16 protein-coding genes are annotated in these 14255 nt (G+C 66.0%); 8 read left to right on the top strand and 8 right to left on the bottom strand.

The features are described 5' to 3' along the window. Positions 1-86: 86 nt before the first annotated feature. Genes QME71_02085 through QME71_02050 form a run of 8 tightly spaced genes read right to left on the bottom strand, consistent with a single transcriptional unit; the run spans position 87 to position 4719 of the window. Positions 87-257, bottom strand: coding sequence for a hypothetical protein (locus tag QME71_02085; protein ID MDI6857086.1), 171 nt, complete (start codon positions 255-257; stop codon positions 87-89). Beyond that, positions 247-573, bottom strand: coding sequence for a hypothetical protein (locus QME71_02080; protein ID MDI6857085.1), 327 nt, complete (start codon positions 571-573; stop codon positions 247-249). The genes QME71_02085 and QME71_02080 overlap by 11 nt, the downstream gene beginning before the upstream one ends. An 18-nt stretch (positions 574-591) precedes the next feature. After that, positions 592-804 (bottom strand): hypothetical protein, encoded by a 213-nt coding sequence (locus QME71_02075; GenBank protein ID MDI6857084.1) that lies wholly within the window; start codon positions 802-804, stop codon positions 592-594. 10 nt (positions 805-814) lie between these two features. Further along, the gene (locus QME71_02070) at positions 815-2785 is read right to left on the bottom strand and encodes a hypothetical protein (protein ID MDI6857083.1); all 1971 of its coding nucleotides are present in this window, start codon (positions 2783-2785) and stop codon (positions 815-817) included. A 12-nt stretch (positions 2786-2797) separates the two neighbouring features. Beyond that, on the bottom strand, positions 2798-3433 hold the full coding sequence (locus QME71_02065; protein ID MDI6857082.1) for a hypothetical protein: 636 nt from the start codon (positions 3431-3433) through the stop codon (positions 2798-2800). A gap of 15 nt (positions 3434-3448) precedes the next feature. Beyond that, positions 3449-3835, bottom strand: coding sequence for a hypothetical protein (locus QME71_02060; protein MDI6857081.1), 387 nt, complete (start codon positions 3833-3835; stop codon positions 3449-3451). Positions 3836-3843: 8 nt separating this feature from the next. Further along, a complete protein-coding gene (locus tag QME71_02055) occupies positions 3844-4314 on the bottom strand; it encodes a hypothetical protein (protein MDI6857080.1) in 471 nt (156 codons plus the stop codon). 6 nt (positions 4315-4320) lie between these two features. Beyond that, positions 4321-4719 (bottom strand): hypothetical protein, encoded by a 399-nt coding sequence (locus QME71_02050; GenBank protein MDI6857079.1) that lies wholly within the window; start codon positions 4717-4719, stop codon positions 4321-4323. 189 nt (positions 4720-4908) lie between these two features. Between QME71_02050 and QME71_02045 the strand changes: the two genes are divergently transcribed. From QME71_02045 to pstA, 8 genes are all read left to right on the top strand, one after another. After that, positions 4909-5106 (top strand): hypothetical protein, encoded by a 198-nt coding sequence (locus QME71_02045; GenBank protein MDI6857078.1) that lies wholly within the window; start codon positions 4909-4911, stop codon positions 5104-5106. Between the two features lie 408 nt (positions 5107-5514). Further along, positions 5515-5859 (top strand): hypothetical protein, encoded by a 345-nt coding sequence (locus tag QME71_02040; GenBank protein MDI6857077.1) that lies wholly within the window; start codon positions 5515-5517, stop codon positions 5857-5859. A gap of 304 nt (positions 5860-6163) precedes the next feature. Further along, positions 6164-8323 carry an aryl-sulfate sulfotransferase gene (locus QME71_02035; protein MDI6857076.1) on the top strand — a complete coding sequence of 720 codons (2160 nt, stop codon included), beginning with the start codon at positions 6164-6166 and terminating at the stop codon, positions 8321-8323. Positions 8324-8867: 544 nt separating this feature from the next. After that, positions 8868-9548, top strand: coding sequence for a response regulator transcription factor (locus QME71_02030; protein ID MDI6857075.1), 681 nt, complete (start codon positions 8868-8870; stop codon positions 9546-9548). Next, positions 9541-11301, top strand: coding sequence for an ATP-binding protein (locus QME71_02025; protein MDI6857074.1), 1761 nt, complete (start codon positions 9541-9543; stop codon positions 11299-11301). Before QME71_02030 ends, QME71_02025 begins: the two co-directional genes overlap by 8 nt. 111 nt (positions 11302-11412) lie before the next feature. After that, positions 11413-12342 carry a PstS family phosphate ABC transporter substrate-binding protein gene (locus QME71_02020; GenBank protein MDI6857073.1) on the top strand — a complete coding sequence of 310 codons (930 nt, stop codon included), beginning with the start codon at positions 11413-11415 and terminating at the stop codon, positions 12340-12342. A gap of 80 nt (positions 12343-12422) precedes the next feature. Further along, positions 12423-13370 (top strand): phosphate ABC transporter permease subunit PstC, encoded by a 948-nt coding sequence (gene pstC / locus QME71_02015; GenBank protein MDI6857072.1) that lies wholly within the window; start codon positions 12423-12425, stop codon positions 13368-13370. Then, positions 13367-14248 carry a phosphate ABC transporter permease PstA gene (gene pstA / locus QME71_02010; protein MDI6857071.1) on the top strand — a complete coding sequence of 294 codons (882 nt, stop codon included), beginning with the start codon at positions 13367-13369 and terminating at the stop codon, positions 14246-14248. The genes pstC and pstA overlap by 4 nt, the downstream gene beginning before the upstream one ends. The last annotated feature ends 7 nt before the right edge of the window (positions 14249-14255 follow it).

The raw sequence follows: 14255 nt of genomic DNA, 5'->3' as shown, positions 1-14255 counted from the left end.
ATCCCCCCTGCCATGGCGCAGAATTTCCCGTAGCGTATAGCGCGAGGGGATTACGGGCAATGATGAGCCAAGAACGACGGGCGGACTCAGTCCTCCCAGAGGGCGGCGGCAATCTCGGCGCCGGCGCGCACCACAACACCCCGCAGACGCTCGTCCTCCACCACGTCGTCGTCCTGCAGCGGCGGCGGCGCTTTGTCCGACGGCGGCCTCGCCCGCGACGGCGCGCGCCGCGCCCGACGGACCCTGTCAGCGCGCATCCTTCGCCTCCTCCCGATCCGGCTCCGCGGGCCGCAGGTAGCTGGAGTAGAAGTCGTGCACGTAGCTCGCGCCCCGCCCCAGTATCACCCCGCTGAGCGCGACGCCCAGCAGCGGCGGCCGCGGACTCAGCCCCAGCAGGTCGCGCACGATATCGAGGTCATACGCCCACGCAAGCAACACGCCGACCGCCACCGCCACGTATCGCGTGACCGCCGCCGGCATGCGCAGCGCCGAGAGCGGCCCCGCGAACAGGTACTCGGTGAGGCTTTCCGCCAGGAAGGCAAGGGCGAGAACGGCGAATATCGGCTCGGCCATGGTCTGGTCTCCTCAACGCTAGGTGTAGACCGCGACGATAACGGCGTCGTCGGGGTTGGTGTCATCAAAGAAGATGAGGGCGCACTTCCGCCCAACGATGACCTCCGCGGCGTCGATGTTTCGGGCCACGGGGACGCTCGACAGCCACACGGAGAGGCTGCCCGCCATTTGCACCGTCGCCGTGTGGGCGCCGGAATCGAAAGCTTTTATCTCTGCCCTGCGTACGCGCATCGCACTCCTCCTACGGCGCGCCCAGAGCCAGGCGCATCTCATAGACGGCGTGTCCACTCCTCGAATAACGGAGCGCCACGCCCATCACGCGCCGTCGAGCGGCGGCGAGGCCGGCGGCGGCGGCGGTTACCGTCACGACGTCGTACAGCTCCTGGGCGCAGTTCACGGGCACAACGACCTCGCCTGCCAGTGACGCCATTTCCGCCTCGCGCCTCACGGCAATGGCGCGCTCCTGCGCCTCGTCCACCGTCGTCAGGTTGACGTCATGCACCTGCGCCAACCGGTCGTAGATGTCGGCGACGCCAGCCCAGTCGAGGGAATCGATCATGACGCCGCGCCCGAACACCTGCACGCGGTTGTGGCCGGGCGTGCGGACGGCGTAGCGGCCGCTGATCACCGGGTGCCCGCCGCCGTAGGAGTAGACTGCGTCGTCGTCCGCCAGCGGGTCGATGCCGACGGCGTTCTCGCCCGACATCAAGACTACGTCGCGCACCATCGCCAGCAGCCGCCGCACCGCTGTCCGTCCGTCCTCTCCCGGGTGGATGGCGAAGGCGGGCCGCAACGAACCCAGGGTATCGCTGCTGGTGCGGCAACCGTACTGGAGGCCGGCCCGCGCTAAAACGAAGCTGAGTATCTGATAGACGCTGGCGTCTCCCGCGGCCCAGGCGTACTCACGCCGCGCCCGCCAGCCCTCGATCAGTGACCAGCCGTCGCGGGCGAACAGCGTTAAGGTGGCTCCGCCGCGCGCGCTCGCGTGCTCCCATCCCTCGATCCAGAAGCGAAGTCCCTCGGAGACCTCCGCGCCGGCGCTTGTCACGAAGCCGGGACTGATGTCGACCTGCGATCCCCTCTTGATTATGGTGGGCGACAGGTCGGAGTAGCGGCTATCGTCGTTCCTGAGGACGACCCTCAGCCGGCCGTCGAACGGGCCGCACTCCATCTGCACGTCGAGCACGTCGTCCGTCAGGTCGAGCGGCGGCGTGACGAGCGGGGCCCGCCAGACGCCGGAGGGCGTCGAAAGCCAGGCGTAGTCGCCCGCGTGAGTAATGGCGACGCCGTACTCGCTGCTCAGGTCGAAAGGGACGGGTTCGCGCCATGTGTGGGCGACGAGGTCACCCAGGGGAGGGAGGTTCGACCACAACGGACGCGAGTAGGCCTGGCTGCCGCTGTACTTCTCGATGAAAGACACGCGGTAGCAGTCGGCGCGGTCGAGGGAAGGGCAGCGAAACTCCACGGAGGAGCCGCTATCGGCGCGGGCGATCTCTCTGAGGGCAGACCAAGTATCGGGAGGCCGGTTGAAGCCGTCGCCGTACATCGCTGTCCACACTTTCGCTGAGCCCGCGGCATCGGCGCCGGCGACGACGACGTCGAAGTCGACGACGCGGCAGCAGGCGAGGCCCGTTACGGAAGCGACGCTGTTACTCCAGGCGGTGGGCGTCCCCCAGGATCCGCCGCTTCGCTTCACGGCGTAGACCACGGCGCCGACGGAGTAGACAAGCAGGGCGGCGCCGTCGCTCTTGAGGCCCGACGCCATCCAGCCCACGGCGCTCCCCGCCGCGACGACCGTCGCCGGCCCGCCGAACGAGGCGCCGTAATCGGTGCTCTCTATGCACTTCACGGTCGTGCCGTCCGTATCGACGTAGAAGACGAGGACGTTCGCGCCTGCGGCCGTCGCCGAGATGCCGGCGGAGGCGGAGACCGTGGCCTGATACGACCACACCTCGAAGTCGGAGCCGGGGCCCGGGGCAACCGTCCGTTGAAGGTACAGGGCGCCCGTCGAAGGGTCGACCCGCGCCCGCACGAGCGAGCCGTCGCCGGGCATGGCGGCGGCGTGATGGTGGTCCGGCTCGTCGCCCGCGTAGAGGCGCTCCCACGCCGGACGCGCCGTATTCGCGATACGCTCCCGCACCTCCACCCGCACGTGGGGGACGGCGCTTGCGCTTTGCTGCGCGGCGAGCAGGGAAGGGCTGAGATAACGCATCGATTAACGGACTCAGGAACCGGCGAAATCGGTTTGGGACTCGAGCGCGCGGGCAGCGCTGTAGAGCCGGCGGCTGCGCACGCCGCTGCGGCGTCCGTGCCGGGCAAGGGCGGCGGCGAACGCCGAGAGCCGTTCCTGGCCCAGGAGGTGATAGCTGCGCCACACGTCGCTGCCGCCCACGTTGATCCTGTTCACGGCGAAGCTCGCCCACTCCAGGGCAGCGTAGGCGACCGCACCCGTCGCGACGATCTCCTCAAGCTTCGGCGGCAGGGTCGAGCCGCTCTCGTCAAGCGTATGCAGCTTTCCATAGAAGACGTTGACGTCGTGCGCGGCGAGCGGCGGCGAATCGACGAGCAGGGTGAGGGTGTCGCCCCACAGCGAGAAGCCGACGTACGCTGGCGGATACTCCCCCACGGGGTACTCGACCGCCTCTACGCAGACGCGGTCCGCCAGCGACGCCAGCGAGACGTCGCGGCTGTCGGGCGCGGCCGTCAGCGTGGCCATCGCTTCCAGGGGTATCGCCAGGCTCAACTCCCGCAGCGCCCGCGCGATGTGCCGGTCGAGCTCATCGTCCGACCAGCGGTAGTCGGCGGGGTCTTCGTCGTGGAGGTCGCGGCGGACCATAGTTCTCATTTCGGTCAGGTTCACTGTTCTTCGCTCCTGCTAGACGGGCTGGTCATAGGCCGGGGGCGACAGCGGGACTTCCGTCAGCCGCAACGTTCTTGCCGCGAGCCGCAGCGCGGCTTCGACCTCCGCCGTCGAAAGAGTGCCTGCGGGCCGCTCGAGGATGGCCGCGAGCGCCTTCTGATCGGCACTCAGCCCCCACTTCGAGTCGGGCACGTGCGCGTCGACGACCTGCCGTGCCGTCGCTTCCTCTCCGGCGTCGAGATCCGCGCCCGCCGTGTGGATGAGGAGCAACCGCCCGCCGTCGTCGAGAAAACGGGCGCTGAGACCGTGAATGCGGGAGTCGACGTCCTCGCCCGGGAGGGCCTTCTGCACCTCGTCGGTGAGCTGGTCCAAACGCAGCGGCTTTTCGACCCTGATCTCCATCTCGTCTCCTACTGCATCTCTATCACGGCGAAAAGGAGCGGCGTCTCGGCGTCGCTGGCGCGCAGGTTGGCGTAGCCGCCGGTCACCCGCCACTGCGGCCGGAAGACGTGGCCCCCCGCCGCTACCTGCGCCAGCCAGACGAAGTGCGCCGACTGCATGTACGCCGCCTGCGCTTGCTGCACGCCCTTCGCGCCTCCCACGCGTTCGCCGTCAATCGTGAAGTCGATGCACGCGTACTGGATGCTGCTCACGTAGAGGGAGCCCGCGAGGACAAGCATGACCCAGCTATCGCCGGTGGTGAGGTTGATAGCGAGGTTATCGGTGTCGATATCGACGAACGACGTGCTGCTCGTCTGGTAGTCGCCGCTCGTGCGGACGACGCGCGCGATCTGGTGGCCACCGCCGCCTTCGCCGACGACGCCCTCGATAGCGCCGCCCGCTTCGATAAGCTCACCGAAAAGACGCAGCCGCCCCATCATGCGCTCCTAGCTCGGCGTGGCGTACACGTTCAGCGACAGCGCGGTCGCCGTCGCCGACACGACCTTGAGGAAGACGGTGGCGCCGCGCACCTCCGCTTCGAGGGCGGGCACGGGGTTGGCGGCAAGCTCCGCCTCGCTAAATTCCCGTTCGGCGCCGCGGAAGTACTTCCCGGCGGCCGCGTTCCAGTTGAGTATCTGCACCTTGAGGGCGGTGAGGCCGCTGCTGCCCGTGGTGTCGATGTCGAAGCGGACGCGGCGGTAGCCGGCGCAATTGACGCCGACGGCCGCGGACTCGGGGTCTGCGGCATCGGGCGCGGCGAGGGACTGACGGTGGTGAACCGTCTGCGCCTCCTCGTAGACGGGAGCCTTGGGCACGCCCCTCGTATCGATCCGTACGTCAACCATTCGCGTCACCTGTGCTATCAGTTGGAGAATGGCCAGAGCTTAGAAGATGTGTTCTAACACCGTCAACCGAAAAGTGGCACATGTATCTTCTGTCAAGACAAGAAGCTTGACAAACTGCTCGCGAACGGTAGAATATGGCTCCTTCTCGGACGCTGGTGGCAGCAGTAGTTGCGCAGAAGGAGGTGCCGGATGAGGCTGGGGAAACAGTTGCGGCGAGTTGGCACCGTGTGGCTTGTCGTCTGGTTCATGGCGCCTGTCATAGGTTTCGTGCTCTGCTGGGGTGTCTTGAGTGGAACTGCCGCGCTTGCCGATAGAGGCATGAGCGACGTCGCACCCGCAGCGTCGGCTGGCGACATGACGGGCAACATGGGCATTGCGGATGTCTAGGCGTTCGACGGCTATCCCGTGTATTGGCTGGGGGAGGAGTTCGAGGGCCTTCCCGTAACCCATGTCAGCCGCCTGTACTATGAACACCCAAAGGGGGTGTCGCTGCCAACTTCAGACATGATCACAGTGGTGTACGGTGATTGCACGCCCCGCGGCACACCTCCAACGTGTGTGCGGCCCATTTCTATCACCACAAGCCCCGCCGCCTGGGTGGTTCCCCGCGCGGCACCGTGGCAGGCACACTCTTCCTGATTGGCCTGGTAGCTTGGCCTTTCCTTATCGTTGCTGCTGCCTGGAACTGCGGCGTCATTGAGGGATTCCCCTTGCCCATGGACTGCGACTAGCGGGGACAACCGTCAGGGGACGAACAACTGCAAGCGCGGCGCCTCGGTGCGCTTTCAGGAGAACGTGGGCGGCTATCCGTACGCGGAGTACTGGACCATCTACAAGACCGGCCCCGACGCGAAGGTCGTGAACGGCTGGAACTTTCTGGGCAGCGCCATGTGGATGGCGTTCAACAACCATTATTACGCGCCGGGTTCCGCTGAGTGTCAGTCGGTTCCGCCCAGGGGTTGCGAGCCCGTATTCGCCCAGGCTCCGGCCAATCAGCTATGGTTTGGTACGAGTCAACTGTGGGACCCGCCGGACTATGCATCCGGTTACGGTCCTCTGGTCGCGGTGCTCGCTTCCCCCGGTGGCTCCTTTCAACCCAATGACTGGAGCTGGATCAGCACATGGCTAATGTGGTGGTGATGTAAAGCCGCGGGGCCCCTCGCTGAGGGGCACCGCGGTTGCCAGCAGATGGCCTGTCTCTACGGGCGCCGATGAGCTTGGCCAGCTTCAGCGTATTGAACAGCGCCACCGAGCAGTACCACTTGGATACGCGCCTCCAACATCCTTCGTCTCCCGGCTGGCCACGCGCTCGCCTTCCAGCGCACCGCGGTGCGGCGATACCTGCTTCGCGCGCTGTAAGGAATTGACAGCATCCCCGTTGTTGATATAATGAGCGCCATCCCCCCGCCCTTGGTCGATGGCGTACTGCGTCCGGGAGGTGTTTGTGCGCGCTCCAAGAATAGCGCAGCTTCTGGTCCTGGCAGCGCTGGTACTCGGGGCCGGGCTAGGCCCGGCGACCCTCCAGGGGCAGGAGCAGACCGTCGGCCTCTTCCTGAACGCAGAGGGCTCTTTCGCCGGCTACACCCTGTTCGCCCCCATGTCCTACGACACAACGTATCTCATCGACAACGAGGGCCGGCTTGTCCATTCCTGGCAGCACGACTGGCTTCCCGGGGGCACCGCCCGTCTGCTGGAGAACGGCCATCTCATGCGCCTCGCCCGGCCAACGGAAAGCATCGACCCCGGTCTGCCCCTCAACGGCGCCGACGGCGTCAAGATCCAGGAGTACGACTGGGACGGCACCCTGCTCTGGGAGTACACATACCCGAGCGACGAGCACCTCATGCACCACGACTTCACCGTATTGCCGAACGGCAACGTGCTTCTCATCGCCTGGGAGTACAAGACGGAGGCGGAAGCGATCGCCGCGGGTAGAGACCTCGATCTCCTCATCGACGGCAAAATCTACTCCGAGATGATCATCGAAGTCGAGCCCGTGCTGCCCTCCGGCGGCAACGTCGTCTGGGAATGGCACGTGTGGGACCACCTGGTGCAGGACTACGACCCCGCGAAGGAGAATTACGGCGTCGTCGCCGACCATCCCGAGCTGATCGACCTCAACTTCTCGTGCTCATTCACCTGCTACACCGGGTACGCCGACTGGCTGCACATGAACGCCGTCGATTACAACCCGCAACTCGACCAAATCATGCTCAGCGTCCGCCACTTCAGCGAGATCTGGGTGATCGATCACAGCACAACGACCGCGGAAGCCGCCGGACACTCGGGCGGCAACAGCGGCAAGGGCGGCGACCTCCTCTACCGCTGGGGCAACCCGCAGTCCTACGACGCCGGAGACGCCGACGATCAGAAGTTCTGGGTCCAGCATGACGCGCAGTGGATCAGGCCCGGACTATCGGGAGCGGGGAACATCCTCGTGTTCAACAACGGCCTCGGGCGTCCGGGCACGTGGTATTCGTCCGTCGAGGAGCTGGTGCCTCCTGTGGACGGCTCCGGGAACTACGCCCTGACACCCGGCCAGGCCTACGGGCCGCAAGACCCTTCGTGGGTGTACGCCGCGCCAAATCCCAGCGATTTCTTTTCCGCCATCATATCCGGCGCGCACCGCCTTCCAAACGGCAACACGTTCATCTGCTCGGGCTTCCCCGGCATCATCTTCGAGGTCACTTCCGCCGGCGAAACCGTCTGGCGCTACGTTAACCCTGTGAACGACCAGGGCCCCGTTTATCAGGGCGACCCGCCCGGCTCCAACTGGGTCTTCCGCGCTTACCGCTACGCGACTGGCTACCCCGCTTTCGCGGGCAAAGACCTGACGCCCGGCGAGCCGATCGAGCTCTACCCGCCCGACGCCGACGAGGACGGTGTGCCCGACGATTCCGACAACTGCCCGTTCGTCGCCAACCCCGATCAGCTCAACACGGACGCCCTGCCCATCGCCAACGGGCCCGTCATCGCTGGCGACGACGTCACCGTCCCCAACGGCGACGCGCTCGGCGACGCCTGCGACGACGACGATGACAACGACTGGCTGAGCGACATCGACGAGGCGACGGCCGGCACAAGCCCCGTCGTCGCCGACACGGACGGCGACCGCGCCCTGGACGGCGCCGAGGTCATTGCTGGCACGAACCCGCTTGATCCGGGCAGCAAGCCGTCGTGCGTCGGCATCGTCGACAACGATAGGGACTGTCTTGCCGCCGATATCGAGGCCCTCTTCGGCTCCAGCGACTACGTCAAAGACAGCGACGGCGACGGCATCAGCGACGCGATGGAGGTCATGGGATGGGGCACGTCGCCGATTGACCGCAACACGGATGACGACATCTGTGACGACGACAAGGAGGTGGCCGACGTAAACGGCGACAGCGTCGCCAGCCCCCTCGACTACGTCCGCGTCCTCCAACGCGTCCACGGCGTTCAGGACGATGACCCCAACGACGGGAACCCTATCCCCGACCCCGAGATGGTCGTCAGTCCCGCCTTCGACGTAAACAAGGACGGAGTGATGAGCTCGCTCGACGCCGTGCTCGTGGCGCTGAACTCGAACCTGGTGGAGCCAGCGGCGGAGTGCGACTGCCGCTAAGGGAGACAGGAGGCGACACTAATCGTCCGTGGTGTTCGGTGCCAGCATTTCCTCGGCTCTAACCTCGCCGCCATCTGCCGGGGGAGGCGCAACTGGCGGGCTGTGCGACTCCGGATACCGTGAGCCGCCAGCCAGGAGTCTGTGTACTTAATCTCGTTCGGTTATCGTCTGATCATGAGGCCATATTGCGCGTACGCGCCTGATCAGGCCCTCCTGTTGACTCCCTCGCTGGTGGCGAGATGCCGAAGTGGCGGCAGGTAAACCTGGCGTTGCGGCCATGATCCTCGTACCACCGAATGATTCTCAGACGCTGGCGCGCTTTCGCCGAAAGTCGAGGTTCCGCTCGAACATGAGCCGCGGCAGCGGGAAGATACCTGGCGACCGCGGCAGCGCCCGGTAAAACAGCTCCGTACACCTGCATAGGCACTCCATATCTTCCTCTCCCCACGTGGCATTATGGTGTACGGAATGTATCTGGACGAGCGCACTCGATGGTGACAGCCTCTCGAAACGAATATAATGAATGGAAATCGGGTGGTGACCGGTGAAGACAATCCTGGTCGTCGACGACGAACCGACGCTCGCTGCCACCGTCAAGTACAACCTGGAGCGCGAAGGCTATCGCGCCATTACCGCCGCTGACGGCGAGTCCGCTCTCGCACTCGCCCGCGACAGTCGCCCCGATCTTATTGTGCTCGATGTCATGCTTCCCGCAATGGACGGCTTCGAGGTATGCCGTCGGTTGCGGCGCGACAGCAGGGTCCCCATCCTCATGCTCACCGCCAAGACGGAAGAGGTCGACAAGGTCGTCGGGCTGGAGATCGGCGCCGACGACTACGTCACCAAGCCGTTCAGCATGCGGGAGCTCCTGGCGCGGGTGCGCGCTCTTCTGCGTCGTTCGGAGGCAGCGCCGCCGGAGTCCGGCGACGTCCTCTCTTCCGGCGACCTGACGGTCGACCTGCGGCGGCGCGAAGCGTCACGCGCCGGGAATGCCCTTTCGCTGAAGCCCAAGGAGCTGGACTTGCTCACGTTCTTCCTGCGGAACCGCGGCCGCGCGTTCACCCGCGAACAACTCCTCGACCAGATCTGGGGGTACGACTTCGCAGGCGGCACGAGAACGGTGGATGTCCACGTGAACTGGCTGCGACAGAAGATAGAGCCCGTCCCGGCCAAGCCGGTCCGCCTTGTGACCGTCCGCGGCACCGGCTACCGGTTCGATGGTTGAGATGCTCGGCAGCGTCCGGCTCCGCATAGCGGCCTTCGTCCTGCTCATCGTCGCCGCCTTCGCGGCGCTGGGCGTTTACGTCGTCCGCCAGGTCGATTCCGACATGCGGGCCAACGCCGAAGCCTACCTCGGCTCTCAGGCGAGCGTTGTGGCGAATGCCGTGCGCCCTCTTCTCGAAGACGGGGCCCCGCAGCCCGCTATCGACGCCCTGGTCAAGAGGCTCGGCGCCGGCGTCGATTCGCGGATCACCGTCATCGCCGCCGACGGCGCCGTCCTCGGCGACTCAGAGACCGACCCGGCCACGATGGAGAACCACGGCGACCGGCCGGAGGTGCGGCAGGCGCTCGCGACGGGCGAGGGGGCAGCCCAGCGGCACAGCAGCACGCTCGGAGTCGATTTCAGCTACGTTGCGAGGACGGTCTTTGCCGGCGGCGGGCCGCCCGTCGTCGTGCGCGTCGCGCAGCCGCTCGCCGCCATCGACTCCACCCTTTCCGACATCACCCGTTCCATCGTGACCGCGGTCATCGTAACCGGCGCGCTCGCTGCTCTCCTCAGCCTGATCGTCGGCAGCGCCATCGTGCGGCCCCTGCAGCGTCTAGCCGTCGCCGCCCGGAACTTCGGCTCCGGCGACCTGAAGGGTCGCGTGAGCCCGCGGCCTTCGGGAGAGGCGGGCGAGGTTGCCGACGCCTTCAACCAGATGGCGGAGGACCTCGACGAGATGATGAGCAGTCTTTCCGAAGAGCGCAGCCGCCTCAGGGCTGTGCTCGATAGCAGCTCCGATGGCGTGGTGGCGCTTGACGCCGAAGGAAGCGTGACCCTGGTGAACCGCGCCGCCGAGCGCCTGCTGGGGAGGCAAGAGGATCTGCTGGGCCACTCCCTGGCGTGGGCGCTCCCCGACGACGGGGCCCTGAGGGCCGTCCAGGCGAGCCGCGAGGGGAAGAGCCGCGAGACAGCCGTGGTCGAGCAATCGGGCGGCCGTTCGTTGCTGCTGACGGTCGAGCCGATAGCGGACGGCGGCCGCTGGGTCTCGCTGCTGGTCCTGCGTGACATAACGGAGAGCAAACGCCTCGAAGAAACGCGCCGCGACTTCATCGCCAACGTCTCGCACGAGCTCAGGACGCCCTTGGCTTCCATCAAGGCGGTCATTGAAACGCTACAGTCCGGCGCGCTCGACGATAAAGCGGCGGCGCAGGAGTTCCTCGTCCGCGCCGACGCCGAGGTCGACCACCTCGCGCGGATGGTGACGGAACTGCTTGAGCTGTCGCGGCTCGAATCAGGGCAGGCGCCTTTCACGAAAGAGCCGGTGGACATTGGCCCTGTGCTGAGTCGGGCGGTAGAGCGGATGCGTCCGCAGGCCGAAAGGAAGGGTCTCCGCCTCGATCTTGATATCGCCCCCGGCCTGCCGACCATCGTGGGCGACGCTGAGCGCCTCGAACAGGCGACCGTCAACCTTCTCGATAATGCCGTCAAGTTCACCCCCGAAGGCGGGTCGGTGCGGGTATCGGCGCGGCTCGCAGACGCTGCGGTGGAGGTCGAAGTGACGGACACGGGGATCGGCATCGCGCGCGAAAAGCTGCCGCGCATCTTCGAGCGCTTCTACAAGGCGGGCAGCAGCCAGGTTGACCGCGGAACGGGCCTCGGCCTGGCGATAGTCAAGCACATCATCGAGTCCTTCGGCGGCACGGTCAGCGTCGACAGCACGGAGGGGCAGGGCTCGACCTTCCGCTTTTCCATCCCGGTCGCCGATAGCTAGCCTCATATTGTCCCTCAGCTTTTACCTCCTGTTTATCGCCGTTAACTAAACGTTTAAGGAAGACGGCTATCCTTCTTGTGAAGAAAAGAAAAGAGAGGAAAAGGAGACTACATGTCAGGACAGGGACGAAAAGGACACGGGCTCTGGCTGCCGGCTGTTCCCGTCGTTGCCGCCGTGGTGGCGGCTCTCTTATTGTCCGGCTGCGGAGGCGCCGGAACGACGGTCAGCGGTGACGGATCGAGCACCGTCTTCCCCATCACTGAGGCCGTGGCGGAGGAGTTCGGGAACACGCGCGATGACGTCGACGTGACTGTCGGTATCTCCGGCACCGGCGGCGGGTTCCAGAAGTTCTGCAACGGCGAGACGGATTTCAACGACGCCTCGCGTCCCATCCGTGACCAGGAGAGACAGGCCTGCGCCGGCAACGGCGTCGAACCGGTCGAGTTCCAGGTCGCCTTCGACGGGCTCTCGGTGATGGTCAACCCCGCGAACGACTTCGTGGAGTGCCTGACCGTCGACGAGCTGAAGCGCATCTGGGAGCCCGGCAGCACGGTCGATAGCTGGAACGACGTACGCCCCGAATGGCCCGACCGGCCGATCAGGCTCTACGGCCCCGGCACCGATTCCGGCACGTTCGACTACTTCACCGAGGTCATCGTCGGCGAAGAGGACGCCAGCCGCGCCGACTATCAGGCCAGCGAGGACGACAACGTGCTCGTGCAGGGCATCGCCGGCGACGAGAACGCGCTCGGCTACTTCGGATTCGCCTATTACGAGCAGAACGCCGACAGGCTGAAGCTGGTAGCGGTCGACGACGGCGACGGATGCGTCGCTCCCTCGCGCGAGAGCATCCTAAGCGGCGAGTACTCTCCGCTGTCGCGTCCGCTCTTCGTCTACGTGCGCGCCGACGCCCTCGAGCGCCCGGAGGTCGCCGACTTCATGCGCTTCTACCTCACTGAGGGTAGAGCGCTCGTACAGGAAGTCGGATACGTGGAAGCGCCCGACGAGGTGTACGAGGAAGGGCTGGCGAAGATACCGTAGGGGGACCAGCGGTTTTGACGGGAAGGCCCGGCTCTCACAGTCGAGGGGCCGGGCCGCATTCCTGAGGAAAGACGGTAAGGATGACCACTGGACCGGACATCCTGGGCGCGAGCCCGGCGAGGCGTGGCAACCTCCTCCACGGACGCTGGCGACGGCTGCGCGAGGCCGCGATAGGCGGCGTCCTCTTCCTCTGCGCCCTGCTCTCCGTAGGCGCCACCGCGGCCATAATCATTACGCTTCTCGAGGAAACCGTCGGCTTCTTCCGCGAGGTGTCGTTCGTCGAGTTCGTGACCGATACGCAGTGGACGCCGCAGTTCAAACCCCAGCACTTCGGCATTCTGCCCCTGCTTTCCGGCACCCTGCTGATAGCGGCGGGCGGAGCGCTGATCGCCTTGCCGGTGGGCCTGCTCACGGCCGTATTCCTTAGCGAGTACGCGCCTTCGTGGCTCCGCAGCATAGTCAAACCCGTCCTCGAGGTGCTCGCGGGCATTCCCACGGTCGTCTTCGGCTTCTTCGCCCTGACCTTCGTCTCACAGGAGGTCGTGCAGCGGCTCTTCCCAGGCACGCAAATCTTCAACGCGGCGAGCGCGGCCGCCGTGGTAGGAATAATGATCATCCCTCTCGTGTCCTCCCTGAGCGAGGACGCGATGAGCGCCGTGCCCCGCAGCCTGCGGGAGGGCGCTTACGCCCTGGGCAGCAGCCGGTTCGAGGTGTCGATGAGGGTCGTGGTGCCGGCGGCGCTCTCCGGCATCGTCGCCTCGTTCATCCTCGCCGTCTCACGCGCCGTCGGCGAGACTATGATCGTCGCCCTGGCGGCGGGGGCGACCCCCAACCTGACATGGAACCCGCTCGAGAGCGTGCAAACGATGACGGCCTATATTGTGCAGGTGAGCCTGGGAGATACGCCGCAGGGCAGCCTCGAGTTCCGCACCATTTTCGCCGTCGCGATGGCCCTATTCGTGATGACGTTGACGATGAACATCGTCAGTCAGTACTTGCTCCAGCGCTTTCGGGAGGTCTACGAATGAGCGTGGAAGAGACAACGTTCCGCCGCCGTCTGTTCGCGCGCAAAGCGACTGCCGCCGGCTTCTTCCTGCTTTGCGTCGCGGCGACGGGCTTCGCTATCGCCGTGCTCGCTGTGTTGCTGACCGACGTTACGCGGAGCGGCATCTCGCGCCTGAGCTGGGACTTCATCAACAGCTTTCCCTCCCGCAACCCCGATCAGGCGGGCATTAAGGCGGCGCTCTTCGGGACGCTGTGGATGATGGGGCTTACCGCCGCCTTCGCCGTGCCCGTCGGCATCGGCGCCGCGATCTACCTGGAGGAATATGCCTCGCGCAACTGGCTGAACCGCGTCATTCAGACGAACATCGCCAACCTGGCCGGCGTGCCGTCGATTGTCTACGGCATCCTGGGGCTGGCGATCTTCGTGCGGGCGATGGCGCTGGGCCGCAGCGTCCTCGCCGGCTCCCTCACGATGGCGCTTCTCGTGCTCCCCATCGTGATAATCGCCTCGCAGGAGGCCTTGCGCGCCGTGCCGGGCTCGATACGCGAGGCCGCGTACGCGGTCGGGGCGTCTCGATGGCAGGTGGTGTCCCGCCAGGTGCTCCCCGTCGCGATGCCGGGCGTGCTGACCGGCATCATCCTTGCCCTTTCGCGCGCCATCGGCGAGGCGGCGCCCCTGATCATGATCGGCGCGCTGGCGTTCGTCCCCTTCGTGCCGAGCAGCCCCGCTGACCATTTCACCGTCCTGCCGATCCAGATCTTCAACTGGGCGTCGCGTCCGCAGACCGCGTTCGCAACCAACGCGGCGGCTGCTATCATAGTATTGCTGGTCGTGTTGCTCAGCATGAACGCCGTCGCTATCGTGCTGCGCAACCGGTTCCAGTCGAGAACAAGAGGGTAGGCAAATG

This window comes from Dehalococcoidia bacterium, from assembly GCA_030018455.1.
Classification (GTDB): domain Bacteria; phylum Chloroflexota; class Dehalococcoidia; order DSTF01; family JALHUB01; genus JASEFU01.
The sequence above is the reverse complement of the archived record's forward strand: the minus strand, read 5'-3'. Positions and strand labels throughout refer to the sequence as shown.